This is a genomic window from Geodermatophilus sp. DSM 44513 (assembly GCF_032460525.1).
Taxonomy (GTDB): domain Bacteria; phylum Actinomycetota; class Actinomycetes; order Mycobacteriales; family Geodermatophilaceae; genus Geodermatophilus.
Genome location: NZ_CP135963.1, coordinates 3,230,351 through 3,255,783, shown reverse-complemented (window position 1 = coordinate 3,255,783; position 25,433 = coordinate 3,230,351). Strand labels below are relative to the sequence as shown.

Here is a 25,433-nt window from a genome sequence, read left to right as displayed (position 1 = left end):
GGAGCCGGCGGTCGGCCCCCCCACCGCCGCGGCCACCGCGGCGGGTCAGCGAGCTGCACACCGCGCCCGTGCCGGTGGTCCGGCCCCCGGCTCCCGAGCCGCTCGACGGGGCGCCCCGGACGGCGGATGCCGGGGTACCCGTCTCGACGACGGAGTCCGTCGGACCGGTCCTCGTCGAGGGGGCCGCGCGCAAGCCCGGCAGGGCCGGTCGCGACATGGTCGCCGCGATCGGGGTGGGCCTGGCCCTCGGCGGGTCCGTCCTGGTCTCGCTGCTGCTCTACCCGCCGGCGTTCCTGGCGGTGCTGCTGGTCGCCATCCTGGTCGGGGTCGTCGAGCTCACCCGCGCCCTGGAGGCCGGGGGCGTGCGCGCGCCCCTGGTGCCCGTGCTCGTCGGCACCGTCGCGATGCTCGGGCTGGCGTGGACCCGCGGCGCCTCCGGCCTGGTCGTCGCGTTCCTGTTCACCGTCCTGGCCGTGCTGCTGTGGCGGCTGGGCGACGGCCCCGACGGCTACCTGCGGGACGCCTCGGCCGGCGTCCTGGTCGCCCTCTACGTGCCGCTGCTCGCCGGGTTCGCCGTCCTGCTGCTCGGTGCCGAGGACGGCGCCCTGCGGGTCCTGCTGTTCATCGCGACGGTCGTCGGCAACGACGTCGGCGGCTTCGCCGCGGGCGTGCTGCTCGGCCGGCACCCGATGGCGCCCTCGGTCAGCCCGAAGAAGTCGTGGGAGGGGATGGCCGGCTCGGTGCTCGGCTGCGTGCTGGTCGCCACGCCCATCGTGACCCTCGGCCTGGGTGGGCAGTGGTGGGCCGGGGTGCTGGTCGGCGTGGCCCTGGCGGTCAGCGCGACCGCCGGCGACCTCGGCGAGTCGCTGATCAAGCGCGACCTCGGCATCAAGGACATGGGACAGCTGCTGCCCGGCCACGGCGGGATCATGGACCGGCTGGACTCGCTGCTGCCCTCGGCCGCCGTCGCCTACCTGCTGCTGTCGGTGCTCGTCCCGCCCGCCTGAGCGGAGCACTCCCGTACCGACCCCACCGGGACGAACCCCCGCCGGGTGTACCAGTGCCGCGGCCAGTCGGCGGCGTGGGCCTCCAGCACCACGAGGTCGCAGCCGGCGTCCGCGGCCCGGTCCAGTGCCGCGGCCAGCACCGCGTCACCGTGCCCGCGTCCCCGCGCGCCGGGGTCGGTGTTCATCGACTCGAAGGCGGCTGTCGCGCCGTCCACCCGCAGCTGACCGGCCGACACGACCCGGCCCTCCTCGCGGACGGCGAGGTCGGTCACCGCGACCACCCGGTCGGTGCGGTGCTCGCGGCCCACCAGCTGGGCGACCACCTCGTCCCGGTCCGGCTCGGACGCCGGGAGGCTCCGCCGCCAGGAGCGTTCCCACAGGTCGTGCACCTCCCGCTGGTCGACCACCTCCGCGCGGCGTCCGGCCGGCGGGGGAGTCGCCGGGCGGGCCATCACCAGCAGCTCGTCGACCTGCCACCCGCGGCCGGCCAGCTCCGCGGCCACACCGGCGGCACCCGGCCCGGCCAGGGTCGCCGCGAGGTGCGGCCAGCCCGCGTCGGCGGCGACCCCGGTGGCCGTGGCCTCCACGGTGTCGGCGTCCACCGGCCGGGGGAGGAGCAGCCGGTTGTCGTCGCGGGAGTGCGGGAACGCCGGGTCCAGGACGGCGACGCCGCCGGAGACGTCGCGCACCTCGGCCGCCCGCCGGGTGCGCAGCGACAACGCCAGCGCCAGGGCGCGGCCCAGCGCGTCGCCCGGCGCCGGGAGCACGTCGGGCACCGGAGGCCGGTACGGCACCACGGCCACGACGGCGGAGGTCGGCAGCGGGCCGTGGCAGTGCGGGAAGCGCACCGACGCCGGGTCACCCGGCACGCCGGGCTCCCACCGGACCGGGGCGGCCAGCCGGTCGGGGTCGACGACGAGCAGCACCAGGTCCCGCCGTCCGGGGAACAGCCGGGCGGCCGGGAGGTGCACCTGCTCCGGGGTGGACAGGTGCACGAAGCCCTCGTCGGCCAGGGAGCGCGGGCGCAGCCACCCGGAGTCCAGCGCCGCCCGCCACGCCCCCGGCTCGACCAGGTGGACCAGCACGCTCAGGCGCCGGGCAGCGGCGCGTCGGGATCGACGCCGTGGGTCCGCAGCGCAGCCTCGACCGCCGTGCACACCGTGCGGACCACCTCCACCCGCGCCCACCGCTTGTCGTCGGCGGCCACGACGTGCCAGCGGCCGGCGTCGGTGTCGGTGCGCTCGAGCATCTCCTCGACGGCGGCCTCGTAGGCCCCGCGCTGCTCCCGGTTGCGCCAGTCCTCGTCGGTGAGCTTCCACGCCCGGTAGGGGTCCTCGCGGCGGGACTCGAAGCGGTGCAGCTGCTCCTCGGGGGAGACGTGCATCCAGAACTTGACCAGCACGGTGCCCTCGGCGGCCAGCGTGGTCTCCAGGTCGACGATCTCGCCGTAGGCGCGCTGCCACTGCTCCGCGGTGGCGAAGCCCTCCACGCGCTCGACGAGCACCCGGCCGTACCAGGTGCGGTCGAGCACGGCCATCCCGCCCCAGCCGGGCAGCACCGGCCAGAAGCGCCAGAGGAAGTGGTGCCGCTTCTCGTCGTGGGTCGGGGCGGCGAACTGGGCGACCCGGACGTGCCGCGGGTCCAGCTGCTCGACCAGCCGCTTGATCGCCCCGCCCTTGCCCGAGGCGTCCCAGCCCTCGAAGAGCACGCACAGCGGCGGCCCGAGCTCCCCGGAGCCGATCTGCCCGCCGAGCAGCAACCGCAGGTGCACCAGCCGCTGCTGGGCGTCGGCGAGCTGCTCGGCGGCCTCCTTCTTCTTCAGCCGCACGGACAGGTCGACGTCGGCGAGACGGCTCATGCTCGGAGCCTGGCGGGTCTCCCCGCCGGTGTCACCCCGAGCCAGCCCGCCGTCATCACCGGCGGGTGGTCGGCCGGTTCGGCGTGTCACGCAGCCACCTGCCGATGATCACGGCGGTGTCAACGTGCGTGCTGGCGGACCCAGGCGTGCATGGCGACCCCCGCGGCGACCCCGGCGTTGATCGAGCGGGTGGAGCCGAACTGGGCGATCGACAGCACGCCGTCCGCGGCCTCCCGCGCCTCGTCGGACAGCCCGCTGCCCTCCTGGCCGAACAGCAGCACGCAGTCGCGGGGCAGCGGCTCGGTCTCCAGCGGCCGGGCGCCGGGCAGGTTGTCGACGGCGAGCAGCGGCAGCCCCGCGGCGCGCACCCAGCCCACCAGGGCCGCGACGTCGGCGTGGTGGCGCACGTGCTGGTAGCGGTCGGTCACCATCGCGCCGCGGCGGTTCCAGCGGCGCCGTCCGACGATGTGCACCTCGGCGGCCAGGAAGGCGTTCGCGGTCCGCACGACCGTGCCGATGTTCAGGTCGTGCCGCCAGTTCTCGATGGCGACGTGGAAGGGGTGCCGGCGGGTGTCCAGGTCGGCGACGATCGCCTCGACGGTCCAGTAGCGGTACCGGTCGACGACGTTGCGCCGGTCACCGGCGGCGAGCAGCTCGCGGTCGTAGCGGGGGTCCTCGGGCCACGGTCCCTCCCACGGGCCGACGCCGACGGTCCCGGCCGCGGTGTCGTCCTCCCCGGTGCCGGTCACCTGCCCGACGCTAGCCGGACCCCGGCCGGTCCCCGCGCGGGCGGCCGCGCCTCCGGGACCCGGGCGGACCCGTCCGGCACCATGGTCGGACTGCGCTGCGTGAGCGCGGAACGACTGTGCGTGTGGGGAGGTGCGATGACGCCACCGGAGGACGACGGGGTGCCGCCCACCCCGGACACGGGCAGCACCCCGGCGGCGGCCGGCTCACCCCGGTCGCCCGCGCGCCCCCCGCTGGAGTGGGAGCAGGACTGGCTGCCGGGGTGGGTGGGCGCCCCTGGAGCGGACGCCGAGGAGGCGAGCGCCGCGGCCGAGGGCGGGGGAGCGGCCGCCACCGTCCCGGAGCCGGACCACGGCCGGACGCCGGGTGCCGTCCCGGCCGGGGTCGCGCCGCCCCGCGTCGTCGTCGGCCCCCGGGTGCGGCCCCGACGACGGGCGACCGCGGTGTCGGTGGCCCTGCTCACGGCGGGCGGCATCTCCGGCGCGGTGTTGCTGGCCGGCTCACCCACCGGATCGGTCCCGGCCGCGGACGTGCGGTCGTCACCGGGTGCCGCCGCCGCGCCCACCTGCACCGTGCCGACGACCGCGCCGGCCGCACCTCCCACCACCGCCGCCGTCCCGGCCGCACCGACGTCGGCCGACCCGCTGCCCCCGCCCGTGGCTCCGGGGATCCCGTCCGACCCGGCCCGGGTGACGGTCCGCTCCGCCGTCGGCCCGGCGCGCTCCGCGGCGACGGGGCCGGCCCCGGTGCGGCCGGCCGGCCGGGCGGCCCGCTCCGTCCCGGACCGGGCCGCCACCTCCTCGCCGGCGCGCCCCGTTCCGCCGGTCGAGGACGTCGCCGTCGACCCGGCACCCACCCCGATCGCGGCGCCCACCGCGACCGCGGCGCCCACGCCCACCGCGACTGCGGAACCGACCGCGACCGCGGAGCCGACGACGACGCCGACCACGACCGCGGAGCCGACCACGACCGCGGCGCCGACCACGACTGCGGCGCCCACCGCCGTCCCGACCGGCACGCCGACACCCACCACGGGGCCCAGCGCACCGCCCACCGGGACCCCGCTGCCCACCGGCACCCCGACGTCGGCGCCCACCACCGCGCCGACCCCGACGACCACCGCGGGTCCGACCACCACCGCGGGTCCGACGGCCACGGTGACCCCCTCGGCCCCCGCGGGGTAGGGCGCGAGCGAGCGACCTCACCCGCGGACGGGCCCACGGGCCGGTGCGGGGTGGGACCATGGAGGGCGCCATGACTGCCCTCCCCCTGGTCTTCGACGCCCCCCGCCGGGGCCGGCCGCCGCGCCACCTGGCCGACCTCACCCGCGCGGAGGCCCGCGCCGCGGTCGCCGAGCTCGGCCAGCCGGCGTTCCGGGCCGACCAGCTGGCCCGGCACTTCTACCGGGGCGTCACCGACACCGCGCTCATGACCGACCTGCCGGCCACCGTGCGCGAGGAGCTGGCCGCCGCGCTGCTGCCCGGGCTGCTGACCCCGGTGCGCACCCTCGCCGCCGACGGCGGCCGCACCCGCAAGACGCTGTGGCGGCTGCACGACGGCGCCCTGGTGGAGAGCGTGCTCATGCGCTACCCCGACCGGGCGACCGTCTGCATCTCCAGCCAGGCCGGCTGCGGCATGGCCTGCCCCTTCTGCGCCACCGGCCAGAACGGGCTGACCCGCAACCTGTCGGCCGCCGAGATCACCGCGCAGGCGGTCGCCGCCGCGGCGGCGATGGCGAGCGGGGAGGTCGCCGGCGGGCCGGGCCGGCTGTCCAACGTGGTGTTCATGGGCATGGGCGAGCCGCTGGCCAACTACGCGCGGGTCCGCCGGACCCTCGACGCGCTGGTGACCGCCGCCCCGCACGGGCTGGGCCTGTCCCAGCGCTCGGTGACCGTCTCGACCGTCGGTGTGGTGCCGGCCATCCGGCGGCTCACCGACGAGGGCCTCGCGGTCACCCTGGCGGTCAGCCTGCACGCGCCGGACGACGAGCTGCGGGACACCCTCGTGCCGGTCAACACCCGCTGGAAGGTGGCCGAGGTGGTCGCCGCCGCGGACGCCTACGCCGAGCGCACCGGCCGCCGCTACTCCGTGGAGTACGCGCTCATCCGCGACGTCAACGACCAGCCGCACCGCGCCGACGCCCTGGGCCGCTTGCTGGCCCGGCGGCGGGCGCACGTGAACCTCATCCCGCTCAACCCCACGCCGGGCAGCCGGTGGGACGCCAGCCCGCTGCCCGCGCAGCGGGAGTTCGTCGCCCGGCTGCGCGCGCACGGCGTCCCGACGACGGTCCGCGACACCCGCGGGCAGGACATCGACGGCGCCTGCGGGCAGCTGGCCGCGGCCGACCGCGTGGAGGGTGTGCCGGCGGTGGCGCTGCCGCAGCCGTCCCTGGAGCCGCCGGTGGAGATGGGCGCCGAGGCCGACCAGTGAGCTCCGGCGCCGTGGCGGCCGGGGCCACCTACGCCGTCGGGCCGGCCATCGGCGTCACCGTCACCTGAGCAAGGACCCCCGTCAGGACTCCGACGGGCCCTGCAGGGGGTCCTTCACTTGGCGCGCCAGGCGTTGCGCCGCCGCCGCCAGTCCATGACCAGGATGAGGACCATGCCGGCGGCGATGCCGAGCACCCAGAGGTCCTCGATGCGACCCTCGTGGTTGCCGACGAGGTAGGCGAGCATGAACAGCGTCGCCACGACCGCCCCGACGCGGCCCCACCGGCCGGTCTCGCCGTGCCAGCCCCAGTCCTCCGGGCGCTCGTGCTCGACCGGGTGCGCGTCGGCCCGGACGATGCCCTCCTCGCGGCCGGGCTGGTTGACCCGCGCGGACGCGGGGTCGTGGAGGCTCGCGCGGTGGGTCTGCTCGCTCACGTCCCCATCCTGCCAGCCGCCGACCGGCGGCACCCGCCGAGGGAGGGGACGCGTCGGGGAGGATGCGGCCCGTGGACGGCGTGCGCGAGGTGACGGTGCTGGGCTCCACCGGGTCGATCGGCCGCCAGGCGATCGCGGTGGCCCAGCAGTTCCCCGACCGGCTGCGGGTCACCGCCCTGGCCGCCGGCGGCGGGGACGTCGGCCTGCTCGCCGACCAGGCGCTGTCCCTGGGCGTCCGCACCGTGGCCGTCGCCCGGGCGACCGCGGCCCAGGACCTGCAGCTGGCCTTCTACGCGGCGGCGTCCAAGCGGGGCTGGTCGCGAGGGGAGTACGCCCTCCCGGAGATCCTGGCCGGCCCGCGGGCGGCCGAGGAGCTCGCCGCCCGCCCGGCCGACGTCGTCCTCAACGGCATCACCGGGTCGATCGGGCTGCGCCCCACGCTGGCCGCGCTGCAGGCCGGGCGCACCGTCGCGCTGGCGAACAAGGAGTCGCTGGTGGCCGGCGGGGCGCTGGTCACCGCGGCCGCGGCGCCCGGGCAACTGGTGCCGGTCGACTCCGAGCACTCGGCGCTGGCGCAGTGCCTGCGCGGCGGGCACCGCGGCGAGGTCGCCCGGCTGGTGCTCACCGCCAGCGGCGGGCCGTTCCGCGGCCGCGGCGCCGCCGAGCTGGACGGCGTCACCGTCGAGCAGGCCCTGGCCCACCCGACCTGGGCCATGGGGCCGGTCGTGACCATCAACTCCGCCACCCTGGTCAACAAGGGCCTGGAGCTCATCGAGGCGCACCTGCTGTTCGCCGTCCCGCTCGCCGACATCGACGTCGTGGTGCACCCGCAGTCGATCGTGCACTCGATGGTCACCTTCGCCGACGGCGCCACCCTCGCCCAGGCCAGCCCGCCGGACATGCGGCTGCCCATCGCGCTGGCGCTGGCCTGGCCCGACCGGCTGCCGCAGGTGCAGCCGGCCCTGGACTGGTCGGCGGCGAGCACCTGGGAGTTCGCCCCGCTGGACGACGAGGCGTTCCCCGCGGTGCGGCTGGCCCGCTCCGCCGGCGAGGCCGCCGGGGTGGCACCGGCGGTCTACAACGCGGCCAACGAGGAGGCCGTGGCGGCGTTCGTGGCGGGTCGGCTGCCGTTCCGGGGCATCGTGGACACCGTCGCGCGTACCCTCGACGACGCGCCGGACCTCGGCGTCCCCACCTGCGTCGAGGACGTCCTGGCGGCGGAGGGGTGGGCCCGGCAGCACGCCGGGAGGGTGATCGACGGAGGCTGAGCTGAGCGGGTTGCTGCTGACCGTCCTCGGCATCGTCGCCTTCGCGATCGGCCTGCTGCTGTCCATCGCCTTCCACGAGTACGGGCACTTCTACTGGGCCCGGAAGTTCGGCATGCGGGTGCCGCAGTTCATGGTCGGCTTCGGCCCGACGGTGTTCTCCCGCACCCGCGGCGAGACCGAGTACGGCGTCAAGGCCGTCCCGCTCGGCGGCTACATCCGGATCGTCGGGATGATCCCGCCGGCCGAGGCGGACGAGAGCGCGCGGGCCACCCGCATGCGCTCCTTCATCGCCGAGGTGCGCGGCCAGGCCCAGGACGACGTCCGCCCCGGCGACGAGGGCCGCCTGTTCTGGGCCAAGCCCTGGTGGCAGCGGGTCGTCGTCATGTCCGCCGGCCCCCTGCACAACCTGGTGCTGGCGGCCCTGCTGTTCACGGTGCTGCTGACCGTCGTCGGCACTGGCGTCATCACCACCCAGGTCCGCGAGGTGCCCGCGTGCGTGCTGCCCGCCGGTGCGGTGACCGCCGTCGCCGAGGACCCCTGCGCGGTGCCGATCACCCCGGAGGGCCAGACCTGCCAGGCCGGGACGCCGGGCTGCGCGCTGCCCCGGGAGAGCCCCGCCGCCGCTGCCGGGCTGCGTCCCGGCGACACGATCGTCGCGGTCGCCGGGCAGCCGCTGGAGCCGACCGCCTACGACAGCTGGACGGCGGTGCAGGAGGGGATCCGCAGCAGCCCCGGGCGGCCGCTGGACCTCACCGTCGAGCGGGACGGCGAGCGGCGGCAGCTGACCGTCACGCCGATCCCCAACACCGTCTACGCCGACCCGACCGACCCCACCGAGGGCACCACGACCGCCGGCTACCTCGGTGTCTCCCCCGTGCCGGAGCTGGCCCGGCAGGACGTCGCCGCCATCCCCGGCTACTTCGCCATGGTCGTGACCGGCGCCGTCGAGCGCCTGGTCGAGATCCCCGAGCGCATCCCGCAGCTGTTCCGCGCGGCCTTCCTGGGCGAGGAGCGCGACCCCAACGGCCCGATCGGGGTCGTGGGGGTGGGCCGCATCTCCGGTGAGGTGTTCTCCATCCCGGAGCTGACCACGCTGCAGAAGGTCAGCACCTTCCTGCAGCTGCTGGCCAGCATCAACCTGGTGCTGTTCCTGTTCAACCTGCTGCCGATCTACCCGCTGGACGGCGGGCACGTCGCCGGGGCGCTGTACGAGAAGGCGCGCTCGGTCGTCGCCCGGCTGCGCGGCCGCCCCGACCCCGGCCCGTTCGACATCGCCCGGCTGATGCCGGTCGCCTACGTCGTCGCCGGCCTGTTCGTGGTGCTCTCCGGCCTGCTGCTCATCGCCGACATCGTCAACCCGATCACACTGCAGTAGCCGTCGGCACCGGTCGCGCCGCTGCGGGGATACTCGGGACCATGACGACCTCCGTCGGTCTCGGCATGCCCGCGCTGCCCCCGCCCGTGCTGGCGCCCCGGCGCAAGACCCGCCAGCTCATGGTCGGCACCGTCGGCGTCGGCAGCGACCACCCGGTCAGCGTCCAGTCGATGACGACGACCAAGACCGCCGACATCAACGCCACGCTGCAGCAGATCGCCGAGCTCACCGCCTCGGGCTGCCAGATCGTGCGCGTCGCCGTCCCGGACACCGACGACGCCGAGGCGCTGCCGATCATCGCGAAGAAGTCGCAGATCCCGGTCATCGCCGACATCCACTTCCAGCCGCGCTACGTCTTCGCCGCGATCGACGCCGGGTGCGCCGCCGTCCGCGTCAACCCCGGCAACATCAAGAAGTTCGACGACAAGGTCGGCGACATCGCCAGGGCCGCCAAGGCGGCCGGCACCCCGATCCGGATCGGCGTCAACGCCGGCTCGCTGGACAAGCGGCTGCTCGCCAAGTACGGCAAGGCGACGCCGGAGGCGCTGGTGGAGTCCGCGCTGTGGGAGTGCTCGCTGTTCGAGGAGCACGACTTCCGCGACATCAAGATCTCGGTCAAGCACAACGACCCGGTGGTCATGGTGCGCGCCTACGAGCTGCTGGCCGCGCAGTGCGACTACCCGCTGCACCTGGGCGTCACCGAGGCCGGCCCCGCCTTCCAGGGCACCATCAAGTCCGCCGTCGCCTTCGGCGCGCTGCTGAGCCAGGGCATCGGCGACACGATCCGGGTCTCGCTGTCCGCCCCGCCGGCCGAGGAGGTCAAGGTCGGCAACCAGATCTTGGAGTCGCTGAACCTGCGCCAGCGCGGCCTGGAGATCGTCAGCTGCCCGTCCTGCGGCCGGGCACAGGTCGACGTCTACACGCTGGCCGACGAGGTGACCGCCGGCCTGCAGGGCATGGAGGTCCCGCTGCGCGTCGCGGTCATGGGCTGCGTGGTGAACGGCCCGGGCGAGGCCCGGGAGGCCGACCTGGGGGTGGCCTCGGGGAACGGCAAGGGCCAGATCTTCGTCAAGGGCGAGGTCATCAAGACCGTGCCCGAGTCGAAGATCGTCGAGACGCTCATCGAGGAGGCCATGCGCCTGGCCGCCGAGATGCCCGCGGCCGAGCAGGTCGACGGCGGGTCGCCGGCCGGCCCGCCCGTCGTCAGCGTCGGCTGACCCTCCCGGTGCTGACCACCCCGTCAGCGCGGGTCCTCGACGAGACCGACGAGCCCGCCGTCCGCGCCCTGTTCGCCACCGACCCGGTGGCCGCCTGCGTCGTCGCGGGGCGGGTGGAGGCCGCCGGCACCGCACCGGCGGCCCTCGGCGCCCCGCTGTGGGGGCTGGGCCGCGGGCGCTCGCTGGACGCGGTGTGCCTGGCCGGGGCCAACCTGATCCCCTTCGCCCTGCCCGGCGCCGAGCGCGCCGCGGCGGCCGCGTTCGCCGACCGCGCGCTGCGCGCCGGCCGGCGCTGCTCGACCATCGTCGGCCCGGCCGCCGCGGTCGAGCCGCTGTGGGAGTTGCTCGGCCCGGCGTGGGGCCCGGCCCGCGACCACCGGCCCCGGCAGCCGCTGCTGGCGATCGACGGTCCGCCGGCGCTGGCCCCCGAGCCGCGGGTGCGCCCGGTCCGCCCGGCCGAGGTCGACGTGCTGCTGCCGGCGGCGGTGGCGATGTTCACCGAGGAGGTCGGGGTCAGCCCGCTGCGGGTGGACGGCGGCGCCGGCTACCGCGCCCGGGTGGTCGAGCTGGTGCGCGCCGGGCAGTCGCTGGCCTGGATCGAGGGCGGCGAGGTGCTGTTCAAGGCCGAGATCGGCGCGGTGTCGCGCAGCGCCTGCCAGGTGCAGGGCGTGTGGGTCGCCCCCGCCCACCGCGGCCGCGGCATCGGCACCGCGGGCACCGCCGCCGTCGTGGAGTACGCCCGCAGCGCGATCGCGCCGGTCGTGAGCCTCTACGTCAACGACTTCAACGCCGCCGCCCGCGCCGCCTACGCGCGGGTGGGCTTCCGCGAGGTCGGGGTGTTCTCCAGCGTGCTGTTCTGATCGAAGGACCCTCCTGCCCCCCGACCCTCGCTCCGCTCGGGCCGGGTCCCTGCAGGAGGGCCGTTCCAGCCCGTCACCAGCTCGGACCGGGTCTCTGCAGGAGGGCCGTTCCAGCCCGTCACCGGGCCTGCCGCCTGCGACCGGGGCCGTGGGTCTGGAACGCTGTCGATCCGTGCGCACACGTCGGGGGACCGTCCTGGGGTCCACGCTCACACTGCTGGCCGTGCCGGTGCTGGCCGCCTGCTCCGGCAACGCGGAGGACGACGTCCGCGCCGCGGCCCGCGCCTTCCTCGCCGACTGGTCGGCCGGGGACACCGCGGCCGCCGCCGGCGCCACCACCGACCCGGGCGCGGTGACCGCGCTGCTCGAGCAGACCGCGGCCGACCTGCCCGACGCCGCGCTCACCGCCGAGGTCGGCCAGGTCGCCGTCGAGGACGGCGCCGCCACCGTCGGCTGGACGGCCACCTGGGACCTCGCGGCCGCCCCCGACTGGGTCTACCCGGCCACCCTGCGGCTGCAGGAGGGCGAGGACGGCTGGGACGTCGTCGCCGAGCCCACGCTGGTGCACCCCGAGCTGGCCGACGGGCAGCGCCTCCAGCTCGAGCGGTCCCTGCCCGAGCGCGCGCCGGTCACCGACGCCGACGGCGAGCCGCTGTTCACCCCCACCGAGGTCGTCACCGTCGGCGTGGACCCCGGCCAGGTCACCGACCTGCCCGCGCTGGCCGGGGCGCTGTCGGCGGCCACCGGGGTCGCCGCCGAGGACGTCGTCGCCGACGTGGAGGCCGCCCCGGACGGCCAGTTCGTCCCGGTCATCACGCTGCGCCGGCCGGACTTCGAGGCGATCCGCGCCCAGGTGTTCGACCTGCCCGGCGCCGTCTTCCCCACCGACACCCGGCTGCTGGCCCCCAGCGCCCGCTTCGCCTCCGCGCTGCTCGGGCGGGTGGGCCCGGCGACCGCGGAGGTGCTCGAGGAGTCCGCCGAGGACGGTGCTCCGCGGTACGCCGCCGGTGACCAGCTCGGCCTGTCCGGGCTGCAACGCGCCCTGCAGGAGCAGCTGACCGGCACCCCCGGCTTCACCGTCCGCGTGGTCGCCGCCGACGAGTCCATCGGGGACGCCGGGCGGGAGGTGGACGCCGTCGAGCCGGTGCCCGGCCAGCCCGTGCGGACGCCGCTGGTGCGCGCCGTGCAGACCGCCGCCGACGCCGCGGTCGCCACCCAGCAGCTGCCCACGCACCTGGTGGTCGTCCGGCCGGCCACGGGGGAGATCGTGGCGGTCTCCTCCAACGAGGCCGCCGTCGCGGGCAACGCCTTCACCGGGCAGTACCCGCCCGGCTCGGCCATGAAGGTGGTCAGCGCCACCGCCCTGCTGGGCACCGGGACGCTCACCGCGCAGACGCCGGTGGCCTGCCCGGGCACCTTCGTCGTCGAGGGCCGTGAGTTCCAGAACGCCGACCGCTTCGACCTGGGCACCGTGCCGTTCACCGAGGCCTTCGCGCAGTCGTGCAACACGACCTTCATGGAGCAGGGGCTGGCGCTGCCCGACGACGCGCTGGCCGCCGCCGCGGCGTCCTACGGCGTGGGCACCGACTGGCAGCTGCCGGTCGACGTGTACAGCGGCGAGGTGCCGGCCGACAGCACCGGGACGACGAAGGCGGCGAACGCGATCGGGCAGGGCGAGGTGCTCATGAGCCCCGTGCAGCTGGCCCTGGTGTCGGCCGGGGTGGCCAGCGGCACCCCCGCCGTGCCGGTGGAGGTGTTCGGCGCCGAGCCGGCGGGCCCGACGCCGGCCGGGCCGGACCCCGCCGTCCTGGAGGCGCTGCGGCCGATGATGCGCGCGGTCGTGGTGTCCGGGACGGCGGACGCGCTGGCCGACCGCGGCGAGGTGTACGGCAAGACCGGCACCGCCGAGTACGGCAGCAACACCCCGCCGGACGCCCACGGCTGGTTCACCGGGTACCAGCTGGACGGGCCGCAGGGCGACCTGGCCTTCGCCGTGCTGGTCGAGAGCGGCCAGTCCAGCAGCGTGGCCGTCGACGTGACCGACGTCTTCCTCGGCGCGCTGCCGCAGGCGTAGCCCGGTCAGGCCGGCGGCAGGCCCGGCAGGGCGTCGGTGAGCGGCGTCCGGCCGGCGGCGGCGCGCCACCCGACGGCGCGCGCCTCCGCGGCGCCCAGCTCCGCGACGGCCAGCCCGCGCACCGTCGCCTGCACGGACCGGTCGAGCAGCCGCACCCAGGCGGCCGACACACCCTCCTCGAGCACGACGGCCAGCGTCGCGGCGTCCACGGCCGACAGCACCGGGAAGGGCAGGGCGTAGCCCGCCGCCCGCGGCACGGGCTCCGCGCCGCGGGCGGCCAGCAGGGCCACGACCCGGTCGCGGACGTCCCGGTGGGCGGTGTCGGCGGCCACGGCCGGTCCCCGCCCGTCCTCCGGCAGCGCGGCGCCCACCGTCCCGTAGCCCCACACGGCGGCGTGCTCGGCGGCCAGCACCTCGCGCAGGGCCGTGGTCTCGGTGGCCTCGTCCGGGGGACCGTCGTCAGCCACGTGCCCGCTCCTCCCTCACGCCAGGGCCGCCTCGTGTCCGCGCAGCCCCGCGGCGACCGACCCGAGCAGCGCCGCCCGGGCGCCGGACTGGCCGGTGCAGGCCTGCGCGTGCGAGGCGGCCGCCGTGGCCAGCCGGTCGCGCAGCCAGCCGCGCACGTCGCCCCCGGCCGGTGCCGCCGGTGGCGCGGCCGCGGACCCGGCCGCGGACCCGGCCGCGGGCGACCCCGGCGACGACGGGCCGGCCGGTGAGGGCGGGGCGGGCGGTGCGGCGGCGCGCAGCCGGTCCAGCTGCTCGCCCGCCTGCGCGGCCAGGTCGCTCAGCGCGAGCGCCGGGTCGGCGGTCCGCGCCGCGGCGTAGGCGGCGACCACCGCCTCCTGCACGGCCACCTGGTCGGCCAGCCGGTCGGCCTCCTCCGTGCCCACCGCGGGAGCCGCCGGGCCACCGGCGGTGCAGCCGGCGGCCAGCAGTGCCACCCCGGCCGAGGCCGCGAGGAACGCGCGCCGGGAGGCACCCACCGGGACGGGTGCGGGGGAGGGGGCCATCGGGTCCATCCTCGCAGCCGCCCCGCCGGCGGGCCGGCAGCACACGGCGGGCGGGTCCCGGCGAACCGCCCGGTCTCGGGCCGGGCCGGGGAGCGGTAGCCTGACCCTCTGCCCGGGCCCGGGCCGGTGGCGTGTCCGCCGCCCGCGTGGCCGGCCCGACACGGGGCACCGCCGTGCCGCGTGCGTGCCACCCACCGAGCCAGGAGAGTGAGGGAGCCGTGGCCGCCGCCCCCCGCACCGACCCCGTCGCCACCCGGATGGCCGGGCTGGTCGCCCCGCTCGTCGAGGCCGCCGGGTACGACCTCGAGGAGCTGGTCGTCACCCCGGCCGGCCGGCGCAGCATCGTGCGCGTCGTGGTCGACCGCGACACCGGCGTGACCCTGGACGACGTCGCCGAGGTCAGCCGCGCGGTGTCCGCCGCCCTCGACGACCTCGACGGCGAGTTCGGCAGCGCCCCCTACGTCCTGGAGGTCACCAGCCCGGGGGTGGACCGCCCGCTCACCGAACCCCGGCACTGGCGGCGCAACACCGGGCGCCTGGTCGCCGTCGCCGTGGGCCCCGCCGGCTCCGCCGAGCAGGTGACCGGGCGGGTCCTCGAGGTGGACGGCGACGGGGTCACCCTCGCCGTCGAGGCCCCGGGCAGGCCGGGGGCCCGCCGGCGGCCGCCCACCCGGCGCCAGGTGCCGTGGCCGCAGCTGGGCAGCGGCCGCGTGCAGGTGGAGTTCGGCCGGCACGACCCCGACGGGGACGCCGGCGGGAGTCCCGACGGGGCCGGCGCGGACCCCGCGGACGACGACGGAGGAGGACAGTGAACATCGACGTGACCGCCCTCAAGGCGGTCGAGCGCGAGAAGGGCATCCCGGCCGACACGGTCATCGAGGCCCTCGAGACGGCGCTGGTGACCGCCTACCGGCACGCCGACGGCGCCAGCCGGCACGTGCGGGTGCACGTCGACCGCAAGACCGGCGAGGTCGCCGTGCTCGCCCAGGAGCTCGGGCCCGACGGCGAGGTGCTGCGGGAGTGGGACGACACCCCGTCGGACTTCGGCCGCATCGCGGCCAGCACCGCCAAGCAGGTCATCGTCCAGCGGCTGCGCGACGCCGAACACGAGCAGACCTTCGGTGAGTACGCGGGCAAGGAGGGCGACATCGTCAGCGGCATCGTGCAGGCCGACCAGCGGCGCAACGCCAGCGGCACGGTGCTCGTCGACATCGGCAAGGTGGAGGCGGTGCTCCCCGCCGTCGAGCAGGTGCCCGGGGAGAGCTACCCGCACGGCAGCCGGCTCAAGGCCTACGTGGTGTCGGTCGCCCGGGCGCTGCGCGGCCCGCAGGTCACCGTGTCCCGCACCCACCCCAACCTGGTGCGCAAGCTGTTCGCCCTCGAGGTCCCCGAGATCGCCGACGGCAGCGTGGAGATCGTCGCGGTCGCCCGCGAGGCCGGGCACCGCTCGAAGATCGCCGTCCGCACCGCGGTGCCCGGGCTCAACGCCAAGGGCGCGTGCATCGGCCCGATGGGGCAGCGGGTGCGCAACGTCATGAGCGAGCTGCACGGCGAGAAGATCGACATCGTCGACTGGGCCGAGGACCCGGCGACCTTCGTCGCCTCGGCGCTGAGCCCCGCGCGGGTGAGCAGCGCGCGGGTGGTGGACCCCCAGGCCCGGGCGGTGCGGGTCGTCGTCCCGGACTTCCAGCTGTCGCTGGCCATCGGCAAGGAGGGCCAGAACGCCCGCCTGGCCGCCCGGCTGACCGGCTGCCGGATCGACATCCGCAGCGACGCCCAGCCCGACGACGCCACCCCCTCGCCCGGGGTGGGGCGCGCGCCGCTGCGCTCCGGTGCGCCGGCCGCGCGCGGGGGCGGCCCCGGCGGGCGTCCGGGGGCCCCGGGCGAGCGCGGTCGCCCCGGCCGGGTGGCCGGCAGCCGGAGCGCGGAACACCGGGGCCCCTCGGCGCGCTAGAGTCCATGGTGGCCGAAACGTCGATCCCGGTGCGCACCTGTGTGGGCTGTCGGGAACGCGCTCCGGTCACCGACCTGCTGCGCGTGGTCGCGCGGGACGGGGCACTGGTCCCCGACCCGCGACGGAGGCTCCCCGGTCGGGGGGCCTCGCTGCACCCCACCCCGGAGTGCCTGCACGCAGCGGAGCGACGCCGGGCCTTCCCCCGTGCACTGCGCCTCCCCGGAGGCGGCGGTGCGCCGGTGGAGGCCGGTCCGCTCCGGGACCACCTCCTGCGCGCGCCGTCCGCGGCGCCGGCGGGGGGAGACCCGGGCGGGCGACCGCACACGAACGACAACCGCACCAGCACAGACGGACCCGCACCGGGTGGGTCCGCACGTCGAGAGCAGGACGTCGTCGGATGAGCCAGCCGTGAAGTCCCCGCTGGGACCGAACAGATGACACGCCAGACCATGCAGAACTGACGACGAGGTCGCGCGGGCAAGCCGCCGGCCTCACAAGAGGAGACCCGTGCCAGGCAAAGCCCGCGTCCACGAACTCGCCAAGGAGTTCGGCGTCGACAGCAAGACCGTGCTCGCCACGCTCAAGGAGCAGGGTGAGTTCGTGAAGTCCGCCTCCTCGACCGTCGAGGCCCCCGTGGCCCGCCGGCTCCGGGAGGCCCTCGGCAGCAGCACCGGCAACGGCGGCAGCGGTGGCAACGGCGCCGGGCAGGTGGCCGCACCCCGGCCCGGCCCGCGTCCGAGCGCACCCACCCCGCAGGCGCCGGCCGCCGCGGCCCCCGCCGCGCCGGCCGCTCCGGTCGCCCCCACGCCGGCCCCCGCGCCGCAGTCGCCGGCCGGCCCGGGTGGCGTGACGCCCGGTCCGCGCCCGGGTGCGCCCCGGCCCGGTGCGGCGGTCCCCGGACCGCGGCCGACCGCCCCGGCGCCCCAGGCGCCCGCGGCCGCTGCGCCGGCGCAGCAGCCGCCCGCGGCGCCCGCTGCACCCCGCCCGACCGGTGCCCCCCGCCCCGGCGCCGGCGGCACCGGCACCCCGGGTCCGCGCCCGGCCACGCCCGGCGCCGGCCCGCGGCCGGGTCCCCGCCCGGCACCGCGCCCGGGGAACAACCCCTTCAGCAGCGCCCCCCGCCCGGCTCCGGCCGGCGGCGTGGCGCGTCCCGGCCCGGCCGGCCCGCGGCCGGGTCCGGCCGCCGGTCCCCGTCCGGGCCCGGCCGGTCCTGGCGGTCCGCGCCCGGGCGCCGGTGCCGGTGGCCCGCGCCCGGCGGCCGGTCCCGGCGGTCCGCGCCCGGGTCCCGGTGCCGGCGGTCCCCGCCCGGCGGCCGGTCCCGGCGGCCCGCGCCCGAACCCGGGCATGATGCCGCAGCGCCCCTCGCCCGGCATGATGCCGCCGCGCCCGGCCGGTCCCGGCCGCCCCGGTGGCGGACCCGGCGGCGCAGGCCGCGGCCGCCCCGGCGGTGGCCCCGGCGGCGGTGGCGGTGGCTTCCGCCCCGGTGGCGGCGGTGGCGGTGCCGGTGCCGGCGCGCCGGCCGGTGGTGGCTTCCGCAGCGGTGGCGGCGGTGGCCGCGGCCGGGGTCGCGGTGGCTCCGGTGCGGGCACCGCGGGTGCCTTCGGCCGTCCCGGCGGGCGCGGTCCGGTCCGCGGTCGCAAGAGCAAGAAGCAGCGGCGTCAGGAGTTCGACTCCATGGCGGCGCCCAGCATGGGCGGCGTCAGCCTGCCGCGGGGCAACGGGCAGACCGTCCGGCTGCCGCGCGGTGCGTCGCTGACCGACCTCGCCGAGAAGATCGGCGCCCAGCCGGCCGCGCTGGTCACCGCCCTGTTCCACCTGGGCGAGATGGTCACCGCGACGCAGTCGGTCAACGACGAGACGCTGCAGCTGCTCGGCGCCGAGATCGACTGGGACATCCAGGTGGTCAGCCCCGAGGACGAGGACCGGGAGCTGCTGGAGACCTTCGACCTCACCTTCGGTGACGAGGGCGACGAGGAGGACTGGGCGGCCCGCCCGCCGGTGGTGACCGTCATGGGTCACGTCGACCACGGCAAGACCAAGCTGCTGGACGCCCTCCGCAACACCAACGTGGTGGCGCGCGAGGCCGGCGGCATCACCCAGCACATCGGCGCCTACCAGATCGTCACCCGGCTGGAGGACGACGATCGTCCGATCACCTTCATCGACACCCCGGGTCACGAGTCGTTCACCGCGATGCGTGCCCGTGGCGCGAAGGTCACCGACATCGTCGTGCTGGTCGTCGCGGCCGACGACGGCGTCATGCCCCAGACGGTCGAGGCGCTCAACCACGCCCAGGCCGCCGAGGTGCCGATCGTGGTCGCGGTCAACAAGATCGACAAGGAGGGGGCCAACCCCGCCAAGATCCGCCAGCAGCTCACCGAGTACGGGCTGGTGGCGGAGGAGTACGGCGGCGACACGATGTTCGTCGACGTCTCCGCGACCGCCCGCCAGGGCCTCGACGAGCTGGAGACGGCGATCCTGCTGACCGCGGACGCCTCGCTGGACCTGCGCGCCAACACCGAGCAGGACCCGCAGGGCGTGGTCATCGAGGGCAAGCTGGACAAGGGCCGCGGCCCGGTCGCCACGGTGCTCGTCCAGCGCGGCACGCTGCGCCAGGGCGACTCGATCGTGGCCGGCGACGCCTACGGTCGCGTCCGCTCACTGCTCGACGAGCACGGCAACAAGCTCAAGGAGGCCCTGCCGGCCCGCCCCGTGCAGGTCGTGGGTCTCACCTCGGTGCCCCGGGCCGGCGACACCTTCCTGGTCGTCGAGGAGGACCGGGTGGCCCGGCAGATCGCCGACCGCCGCCAGGCCCGCATCCGCAACGCGCAGAACGCCTCCATGCGCAAGCGGATCAGCCTCGAGGACCTCGACGCCGCCCTCAAGGAGAACCGCCAGCTCAACCTGATCATCAAGGGCGACAACTCGGGCACCGTGGAGGCGCTCGAGGAGGCCCTGATGAAGATCGAGGTGAGCGACGACATCTCGCTGCGGGTCATCCACCGCGGCGTCGGCGGCATCACCAAGAGCGACATCGACCTGGCGCTGGCCGACGACGTCATCGTCCTGGGCTTCAACGTCCGGGCCGAGGGCCAGGCCACCGAGCTGGCCAACCGCGAGGGCGTCGACGTCCGGTACTACTCGGTCATCTACCAGGCGATCGAGGAGATCGAGGCGGCCCTCAAGGGCATGCTCAAGCCGGAGTACGAGGAGATCGCGCTCGGCTCGGCGGAGGTCCGCGAGGTCTTCCGCGTGCCGCGCATCGGCAACGTCGCGGGCTCCATCGTCCGCAGCGGGACGATCACCCGGAACTCCAAGGCCCGGCTGGTGCGCGACGGGGTGGTCGTCGCCGACAACCTCACCGTCGAGTCGCTGCGCCGCTTCAAGGACGACGTGACCGAGGTCCGCGAGGGCTACGAGTGCGGCATCGGCCTGGGGTCGTTCAACGACATCAAGACCGAGGACGTCATCGAGACCTTCGAGATGCGCGAGAAGCCGCGCGCGTAGCGCAGAGCGACGTCAGATCCCTGCAGGAGGGCCTCCGGCCCTCCTGCAGGGGCCCGGCGCGAGCCTGCGAGCGCTGGGGGGCAGGAGGGTCCTTCTACCGTGTTCACCGGGTCGCTGACCGCTGACCTGCTGCTGGGCGACGTGCACTCGCTCAAGGGCAAGCGCGCCGTCGTCCGGCCGATCGTCGCCGAGCTGCGGCGCCGCTACACCGTCGCCGCCGCCGAGGTCGGTGACCAGGACCTGCACCGCCGCGTGCAGGTCGGGGTGGCGACGGTGGCCGGGGACGCCGCCCAGGTGACCGACGTCCTGGACGCCTGCGAGCGGTTGCTGGCCGAGCGGCCGGAGGTGACGCTGCTCTCGACGCACCGCCAGCTGTTCTCTGATTCCGACCGATGACGACCCCTTCCCCGAGCCGTGCGGGGGTGGCCCCCTCCCGGGTCCCGCCCCGAACGTGCGAGGGGCGGGGAGGAGGGGGTCCACCGATGGCCGACCCGGCTCGTGCCCGCAAGTTGGCGGTGCGCATCCGTCAGATCGTCTCCGCCGCGATCGAGACCCAGGTCAAGGACCCGCGGCTGGGCATGGTGACCGTCACCGACACCCGGGTCACCAGTGACCTGCGGGAGGCGACGGTCTTCTACACCGTCTACGGCGACGCCACCCAGGTCGAGGACTCCGCCAAGGCGCTGACCTCGGCCACCGGGGTGCTGCGCTCCACGGTGGGCCGGCAGACCGGCATCAAGTTCGTGCCCACGCTGACCTTCGTCGCCGACCACGTGCCCGACACCGCCCGGGAGCTCGACGAGGCCCTGGAGCGGGCCCGGCACGCCGACGCCGAGCTCGCCCGCATCCGGGCGGGCGCGGAGTACGCCGGCGACGCCGACCCCTACCGCCGCCCGGCCGAGGACGACGACGCGGACGCCGACGACCCGGCGGACCACGCTCCCGCCGACGACGGCGCCGACGCCCCCACCGCCAGCAGGAGCGCGCGATGAGCGAGAACGACCCCGACCCGTACCTGTCCGACGAGGGCCACGGCCGCTCGGAGCTGGGGGGCCAGCCCGAACCCGACGCCGGTGACCCCACCCGGGGCGGCCGGCGCGGCCAGATCGGCGAGACCGCCAGCGTCGCCGCCGACGAGCCCGACGACGGGCAGGGCTACGCGGTCGGCGGCGGCCGGGTGACCGAGGACGAGGACGCCCCCCCGATCACCGATCCCGGCCCGGACGCGTGACGGTCCCCCTCCCGGGCGGCACCCTCCCGGGCGGCCGGGCCGCGGCCGTGCTGGACGCCGCCGCCACGGCCGGGGCCACCGTCGTCCTCTCCGGGCACGTGCAGCCCGACGCCGACGCGCTCGGCAGCACGCTGGCCCTCGCCGAGGGCCTGCGCCGCCGCGGTGCGCGGGTGCTCGCCACCATCCCGGACCCGTTCACCCTGCCGGCGTCGCTGGCCTGGCTGCCCGGGGCCGAGGACCTGGTCCCGTCGGCGGCCGTGCCGGCCGCGCCCGAGGTGTTCGTGAGCCTGGACGCCGCCTCACCGGGCCGGCTGGGGGAGCTGGCCGCGCTGCTGGACGGCGCGGGGACCTCCGTGGTCGTCGACCACCACGCCAGCAACCCCGGCTTCGGCGACGTCCGCGTCGTCGACCCCACCGCACCGGCCACGGCCGTCCTGGTCGCGGACCTGCTGGACGCCCTCGGGGTCGCCCTCGACCAGCGGCTGGCCACCTGCCTGTACGCCGGGTTGACCGCCGACACCGGGTCCTTCCGGTTCGGCAGCACCCGCCCCGACACCCACCTGCTCGCCGCCCGGCTGCTGGCCACCGGCATCGACCACGCCGCGATCGGCCAGCGGTTGTTCGACACCGCGCCGTTCGGCTGGCTGGGGCTGCTGTCGGTCGCGGCCGGTCGGGCCGTGCTCGAGGCCGACGTCGGCGCCGGGCTGGTCTGGACCTGGTCGAGCACCGCCGAGGCCACCGAGCACGGCCTGCCCGGCGAGCAGCTGGAGGCACTGGTCGACGTCGTCCGGTCCACCCGGGAGGCCGACGTCGCCTGCGTGCTCAAGGGGCAGGACGACGGCAGCTGGGTGGTGTCGCTGCGCTCCCGCGGTGCCACCGACGTCGCCCGCGTGGCGACGGCGCTCGGCGGCGGGGGCCACCGCGCGGCCGCCGGGTTCACCTCCCACCTGGACCTCCACGAGACCGTCGAGACCGTCCGCGCCCAGCTCTCCGGCTGATGCCCCACCCCTCCGGCTCCCGGCGAGATCGGCGATCTCGCACGGATCCGACGGTGGGAGCGCACGAGACTGCCCATGTCGCCCCGAGGACGCCGTCGGTGCTCGCGCTGGCCGCCCCCGCGCTGGTCGTGCTGGCCGCCGAGCCGCTGTACCTGCTGGTCGACACCGCCGTCGTCGGGAACCTCGGCACGGTGGCCCTGGGCGGGCTCGCCGTCGGCGGCGGCCTGCTGGCCTGGGCGGCGGCGCTGCTGAACTTCCTCGCCTACGGCACCACGGCCCGCGCCGCCCGCCGCGCCGGTGCCGGCGACCGGGCCGGCGCCGTCGCCGAGGGCGTGCAGGCCACCTGGCTGGCACTGGCCCTCGGCCTGGCGGTGCTGGTGCTGTTCCAGCTGCTGGCCGGCCCGCTCACCCGGCTGCTGGCCGGCGGGGCGGGCCCGGTCGCTGCCGCGGGGGAGGACTGGCTGCGGGTGGCCTCCCTCGGGGCGCCGCTGCTGCTGGTCTCCCTGGCCGGCAACGGGTGGCTGCGCGGCGTGCAGGAGCTGCGCCGCCCGGTGCGCTACGTGCTGGCCGGCAGCCTGGCGAGCCTGGTCCTCTGCCCGCTGCTGGTGCACCCGGCGGGCCTGGGCCTGGTCGGGTCGGCGGTGGCCAACGTGGCCGGTCAGGCGCTGACCGCCGGGTTGTTCGTCCGGGCGCTGCTGCGCGAGGGCGTCCCCCGGCGGCCCCGGCCGGCCGCCCTGCGCGCCCAGCTGGTCATCGGCCGCGACCTGCTGCTGCGCGCCGCGGTGCTGCAACTGTCCTTCCTCGTCGCCACCGGGGTGGTCGCCCGTGCCGGCACCGCCGAGCTCGGCGCCCACCAGATCGCCGTCCAGTTCTTCTTCTTCCTCGCCCTGGTGCTCGACGCCTACGCCATCGCCGCGCAGACCCTCGTCGGCCAGGCCCTCGGCGCCGGCCGGCCGGACGCCGCCCGCGACACCGCCCGCCGGGTCACCCGCTGGGGGCTGGGCACCGGCGCGCTCGTGGCCGTGCTGCTGCTGGCGCTGCGCCCCGTGGTCCTGCCGCTGTTCACCGACGACCCCGCCGTGCTCGCGCAGGCCGCCGTCGCCTGGTGGTTCCTGGCCGGGCTGCAGCCGCTGGCCGGCGTGGTCTTCGCCCTGGACGGCGTGCTGATGGGTGCCGGCGACGTCGGCTACCTGCGCACGGTGACCGTCGCCGCGGCCCTCGTCGGCTTCCTGCCGCTGTCCCTGCTCGCCGTCCCGCTCGGGTGGGGACTGGCCGGGGTGTGGACCGGCCTGACCCTCTTCGTCGCCCTGCGGCTGGTCGCCGTCCTCCTCCGGGTGGCGGGGGACCGGTGGCTGAGCGCACCTGACACCGTGACGGCGTGAGCCGCCGTCCCGACGCCGACGTCCCCCCGGGCCTCCTGCTGGTCGACAAGCCCGGCGGGATGACCTCCCACGACGTCGTCGCCCAGGCCCGGCGGGTGCTGTCGGTGCGCCGGGTCGGCCACGCCGGCACGCTGGACCCCATGGCCACCGGCCTGCTGGTCCTCGGCGTGGGCGCCGCGACCCGGCTGCTCGGGTACGTCGGCGGGCACGACAAGACCTACGAGGCCACCATCCGGCTCGGGCAGGCCACCGTCACCGACGACCGGGAGGGCGAGGTCCTCGCCACCACCTCCGCCGCCGCCCTGGACGAGGCCGCCGTCACCGCCGCGCTGGCCGCGCAGACCGGCCCGCTGCGGCAGGTGCCCTCCTCGGTCAGCGCGGTCAAGGTCGCCGGCCGGCGCTCCTACGACCGGGTGCGGGCCGGCGAGGAGGTCGTGCTGGAACCCCGGGCGGTCACCGTGCACCGACTCGACGTCCACCGCGTCACCCGCCCCACCCCGGACCTGGTCGACGTCGACGTGACCGTCACCTGCAGCGCCGGCACCTACGTGCGCGCCATCGCCCGCGACGCCGGAGCCGCGCTCGGCGTCGGTGGGCACCTCACCGCCCTGCGGCGCACCGCGTCGGGACCCTTCGCGGTGGCCGACGCCGCGCCGGTGGAGGAGGCGGGCCGGGCGCTGGCCGAGGGGGGGACGGCGGGGGTGCTCGGCCTGACCGCCGCCGCCCGCGCCGTGTTCCCCGTCCGCACGCTCACCGCGGAGGAGGCCCGCGCCCTGGGGTACGGGCAGCGCATCCCGGCCACCGGCGCCCCCGGCCCGCACGCCGCCGTCGACGGCGGGGGCCGGCTGGTGGCGCTGGTCGAGGACGCCGGCACCACCGCCCGCGTCACCGTCGGCTTCCCGCCCGGCTGACGATCGGGAACGGCCCCCGTGCCGGGTCCCGACGCGAGCTCGCGAGCGGCGGAGGGCAGGGGTCCTTCATCCGCGGGCGACCCGGCCGATGAGGGAGTCGTCGAGGTGGGCCAGCAGGTCGGCCGGGTCGTCGTAGACCTCGTCGGCGCCGGCCTCCTCCAGCTCCGCCCGCGAGATCCCGCCGCAGGTGAGGGCGATGCACGGCATCCCGGCGTCCCGCGCGGCCCGGACGTCCCACACGGTGTCGCCGACCGCGACGGTGCGACCGCGGTCCAGCCCGTGGCTGTCGGCGGCCGTCTGCAGCAGGTCCGGCGCGGGCTTGGCCGTCGCCACGTCGCCGGAGGTGGTGGCGCCGTCGACGACGTCCTCGCCGCCGATGGCCGGCACCATCCACTCCAGGTCGGACTCCTCGCCGCTGGTGGCGAGCACCACCGCCAGGTCGCGCTCCCGGCAGGCCGCCAGCAGGTCCTCGACACCGGGGAAGGCGACCACGAGCTCGCGCAGCGGCTCGTACCGCTCGTCCTTGGCGCCGGTGATCGCCTCCCCGTCGGGGACGTCGTCGCCCAGCAGGTGCTCGACCAGGCCGGCGCTGGCGATGCCGATCGCGCGGTGGCAGGCGGCCATCGACACCTCGGGGTGACCGGTGTCGCGGAAGGCCCGCCACCAGGCGAGCGTCTGCAGGTAGTTGGTGTCCAGCAGGGTGCCGTCGACGTCGAAGAGCACACCGGGACGGGGGGCGGCGGTCATCGGGCCATCCTCGCCCGGGCCGGGGCCGCCCGCAGGACCGTGGGTTGACCGGTGTCCCCGGCGGGAAGGGGGCGTCCATGAGCGTCGTGAAGATCAACGCGATCAGCGTGCCCGAGCACGCCAGGGAGCGCTTCGAGGAGCGGTTCCGCGGACGGGCCGGAGCGGTGCAGAGCACCGATGGGTTCGAGTGGTTCGAGCTGCTGCGCCCCCTGGAGGGCACCGACCAGTACCTGGTCTACACCCGCTGGGAGAGCGAGGAGGCCTACCGGGCCTGGGAGTCCGGTCAGGACTTCGCCCGCGCGCACTCCGGCGGCGGGTCCGAGCTGGCGCCGGCGGCCGGCGACTCCTCCCACCTGTGGTCCTACGCGGTGGTCGAGAGCTCCGCGCCCGACCGGCCGTGACCGGCCGTGCCGGTGTGCACCG

Annotated in this window: 26 protein-coding genes and 1 pseudogene; 19 read left to right on the top strand and 8 right to left on the bottom strand. The window is 76.8% G+C overall.

Annotated features, from left to right (window positions below; translation table 11 throughout):
- Nucleotides 1-215: 215 nt before the first annotated feature.
- Complete coding sequence (locus RTG05_RS15775; RefSeq protein ID WP_166525902.1) at nucleotides 216-1,007, top strand: phosphatidate cytidylyltransferase; 792 nt, start codon at nucleotides 216-218, stop codon at nucleotides 1,005-1,007.
- Here the strand turns inward: RTG05_RS15775 and RTG05_RS15770 are convergent.
- The 4 genes from RTG05_RS15770 to RTG05_RS15755 form a co-directional block, all read right to left on the bottom strand.
- The gene (locus RTG05_RS15770; RefSeq protein ID WP_315911947.1) at nucleotides 971-2,092 is read right to left on the bottom strand and encodes a GNAT family N-acetyltransferase; all 1,122 of its coding nucleotides are present in this window, start codon (nucleotides 2,090-2,092) and stop codon (nucleotides 971-973) included. The genes RTG05_RS15775 and RTG05_RS15770 overlap by 37 nt on opposite strands.
- Before the next feature lie 2 nt (nucleotides 2,093-2,094).
- Entirely contained in the window at nucleotides 2,095-2,865 is a 771-nt protein-coding gene (locus RTG05_RS15765; RefSeq protein WP_166525900.1) for a polyphosphate kinase 2 family protein, read from the bottom strand.
- A 119-nt stretch (nucleotides 2,866-2,984) separates the two neighbouring features.
- The gene (locus RTG05_RS15760) at nucleotides 2,985-3,614 is read right to left on the bottom strand and encodes a TrmH family RNA methyltransferase (protein WP_166525899.1); all 630 of its coding nucleotides are present in this window, start codon (nucleotides 3,612-3,614) and stop codon (nucleotides 2,985-2,987) included.
- Nucleotides 3,611-4,768: a hypothetical protein gene (locus RTG05_RS15755; RefSeq protein ID WP_315911946.1), complete on the bottom strand. Its 1,158-nt coding sequence runs from the start codon at nucleotides 4,766-4,768 to the stop codon at nucleotides 3,611-3,613. Before RTG05_RS15755 ends, RTG05_RS15760 begins: the two co-directional genes overlap by 4 nt.
- Before the next feature lie 98 nt (nucleotides 4,769-4,866).
- On the opposite strand from RTG05_RS15755, the gene rlmN reads away from it, so the two are divergent.
- Entirely contained in the window at nucleotides 4,867-6,042 is a 1,176-nt protein-coding gene (gene rlmN, locus RTG05_RS15750; protein ID WP_166525897.1) for a dual-specificity RNA methyltransferase RlmN, read from the top strand.
- A 113-nt stretch (nucleotides 6,043-6,155) separates the two neighbouring features.
- Here the strand turns inward: rlmN and RTG05_RS15745 are convergent, their stop codons facing one another.
- Nucleotides 6,156-6,476, bottom strand: a complete 321-nt coding sequence (locus RTG05_RS15745; RefSeq protein WP_166525896.1) for a DUF2631 domain-containing protein — start codon at nucleotides 6,474-6,476, stop codon at nucleotides 6,156-6,158.
- 71 nt (nucleotides 6,477-6,547) lie between these two features.
- On the opposite strand from RTG05_RS15745, the gene dxr reads away from it, so the two are divergent.
- The 5 genes from dxr (at nucleotide 6,548) to RTG05_RS15720 (ending at nucleotide 13,270) form a co-directional block, all read left to right on the top strand.
- Nucleotides 6,548-7,744 (top strand): 1-deoxy-D-xylulose-5-phosphate reductoisomerase, encoded by a 1,197-nt coding sequence (dxr, locus tag RTG05_RS15740; protein WP_166525895.1) that lies wholly within the window; start codon nucleotides 6,548-6,550, stop codon nucleotides 7,742-7,744.
- A gap of 10 nt (nucleotides 7,745-7,754) precedes the next feature.
- The gene (locus tag RTG05_RS15735; protein WP_166525894.1) at nucleotides 7,755-9,119 is read left to right on the top strand and encodes a M50 family metallopeptidase; all 1,365 of its coding nucleotides are present in this window, start codon (nucleotides 7,755-7,757) and stop codon (nucleotides 9,117-9,119) included.
- Nucleotides 9,120-9,160: 41 nt separating this feature from the next.
- Nucleotides 9,161-10,336, top strand: a complete 1,176-nt coding sequence (gene ispG, locus RTG05_RS15730; RefSeq protein WP_166525893.1) for a flavodoxin-dependent (E)-4-hydroxy-3-methylbut-2-enyl-diphosphate synthase — start codon at nucleotides 9,161-9,163, stop codon at nucleotides 10,334-10,336.
- An 8-nt stretch (nucleotides 10,337-10,344) separates the two neighbouring features.
- Nucleotides 10,345-11,196: a GNAT family N-acetyltransferase gene (locus tag RTG05_RS15725; protein ID WP_208104608.1), complete on the top strand. Its 852-nt coding sequence runs from the start codon at nucleotides 10,345-10,347 to the stop codon at nucleotides 11,194-11,196.
- Nucleotides 11,197-11,368: 172 nt separating this feature from the next.
- Entirely contained in the window at nucleotides 11,369-13,270 is a 1,902-nt protein-coding gene (locus tag RTG05_RS15720) for a penicillin-binding transpeptidase domain-containing protein (protein ID WP_166525892.1), read from the top strand.
- 5 nt (nucleotides 13,271-13,275) lie between these two features.
- On the opposite strand, the gene RTG05_RS15715 is transcribed toward RTG05_RS15720, so the two are convergent.
- Complete coding sequence (locus RTG05_RS15715) at nucleotides 13,276-13,737, bottom strand: ferritin-like domain-containing protein (RefSeq protein WP_166525891.1); 462 nt, start codon at nucleotides 13,735-13,737, stop codon at nucleotides 13,276-13,278.
- Between the two features lie 15 nt (nucleotides 13,738-13,752).
- The gene (locus RTG05_RS15710; RefSeq protein ID WP_166525890.1) at nucleotides 13,753-14,280 is read right to left on the bottom strand and encodes a hypothetical protein; all 528 of its coding nucleotides are present in this window, start codon (nucleotides 14,278-14,280) and stop codon (nucleotides 13,753-13,755) included.
- Between the two features lie 218 nt (nucleotides 14,281-14,498).
- Between RTG05_RS15710 and rimP the strand changes: the two genes are divergently transcribed.
- From rimP to truB, 11 genes and pseudogenes are all read left to right on the top strand, one after another.
- Entirely contained in the window at nucleotides 14,499-15,092 is a 594-nt protein-coding gene (gene rimP / locus RTG05_RS15705; protein ID WP_208104607.1) for a ribosome maturation factor RimP, read from the top strand.
- Nucleotides 15,089-16,234 carry a transcription termination factor NusA gene (gene nusA, locus RTG05_RS15700; RefSeq protein ID WP_315911945.1) on the top strand — a complete coding sequence of 382 codons (1,146 nt, stop codon included), beginning with the start codon at nucleotides 15,089-15,091 and terminating at the stop codon, nucleotides 16,232-16,234. Before rimP ends, nusA begins: the two co-directional genes overlap by 4 nt.
- Nucleotides 16,235-16,239: 5 nt before the next feature.
- The gene (locus RTG05_RS15695; RefSeq protein ID WP_315911944.1) at nucleotides 16,240-16,635 is read left to right on the top strand and encodes a YlxR family protein; all 396 of its coding nucleotides are present in this window, start codon (nucleotides 16,240-16,242) and stop codon (nucleotides 16,633-16,635) included.
- A gap of 106 nt (nucleotides 16,636-16,741) precedes the next feature.
- Nucleotides 16,742-16,885 (top strand): annotated as a pseudogene (locus RTG05_RS15690) (translation initiation factor IF-2 N-terminal domain-containing protein); the annotation flags it as partial.
- 1,023 nt (nucleotides 16,886-17,908) lie between these two features.
- A complete protein-coding gene (gene infB / locus RTG05_RS15685) occupies nucleotides 17,909-19,741 on the top strand; it encodes a translation initiation factor IF-2 (RefSeq protein ID WP_315912582.1) in 1,833 nt (610 codons plus the stop codon).
- 99 nt (nucleotides 19,742-19,840) lie between these two features.
- Nucleotides 19,841-20,137 (top strand): DUF503 domain-containing protein, encoded by a 297-nt coding sequence (locus RTG05_RS15680; protein ID WP_166525889.1) that lies wholly within the window; start codon nucleotides 19,841-19,843, stop codon nucleotides 20,135-20,137.
- Between the two features lie 86 nt (nucleotides 20,138-20,223).
- On the top strand, nucleotides 20,224-20,733 hold the full coding sequence (rbfA, locus tag RTG05_RS15675; RefSeq protein ID WP_166525888.1) for a 30S ribosome-binding factor RbfA: 510 nt from the start codon (nucleotides 20,224-20,226) through the stop codon (nucleotides 20,731-20,733).
- Nucleotides 20,730-20,972 (top strand): hypothetical protein, encoded by a 243-nt coding sequence (locus RTG05_RS15670; RefSeq protein WP_166525887.1) that lies wholly within the window; start codon nucleotides 20,730-20,732, stop codon nucleotides 20,970-20,972. Before rbfA ends, RTG05_RS15670 begins: the two co-directional genes overlap by 4 nt.
- Nucleotides 20,969-21,970, top strand: a complete 1,002-nt coding sequence (locus tag RTG05_RS15665; protein WP_166525886.1) for a DHH family phosphoesterase — start codon at nucleotides 20,969-20,971, stop codon at nucleotides 21,968-21,970. Before RTG05_RS15670 ends, RTG05_RS15665 begins: the two co-directional genes overlap by 4 nt.
- Nucleotides 21,971-22,068: 98 nt before the next feature.
- A complete protein-coding gene (locus tag RTG05_RS15660; RefSeq protein ID WP_166525885.1) occupies nucleotides 22,069-23,352 on the top strand; it encodes an MATE family efflux transporter in 1,284 nt (427 codons plus the stop codon).
- A complete protein-coding gene (gene truB, locus RTG05_RS15655; protein WP_315911943.1) occupies nucleotides 23,349-24,263 on the top strand; it encodes a tRNA pseudouridine(55) synthase TruB in 915 nt (304 codons plus the stop codon). Before RTG05_RS15660 ends, truB begins: the two co-directional genes overlap by 4 nt.
- Nucleotides 24,264-24,329: 66 nt before the next feature.
- On the opposite strand, the gene RTG05_RS15650 is transcribed toward truB, so the two are convergent.
- Nucleotides 24,330-25,010 carry an HAD family hydrolase gene (locus RTG05_RS15650; protein ID WP_166525884.1) on the bottom strand — a complete coding sequence of 227 codons (681 nt, stop codon included), beginning with the start codon at nucleotides 25,008-25,010 and terminating at the stop codon, nucleotides 24,330-24,332.
- 77 nt (nucleotides 25,011-25,087) lie between these two features.
- On the opposite strand from RTG05_RS15650, the gene RTG05_RS15645 reads away from it, so the two are divergent.
- Nucleotides 25,088-25,411, top strand: a complete 324-nt coding sequence (locus RTG05_RS15645; protein ID WP_166525883.1) for an antibiotic biosynthesis monooxygenase family protein — start codon at nucleotides 25,088-25,090, stop codon at nucleotides 25,409-25,411.
- The last annotated feature ends 22 nt before the right edge of the window (nucleotides 25,412-25,433 follow it).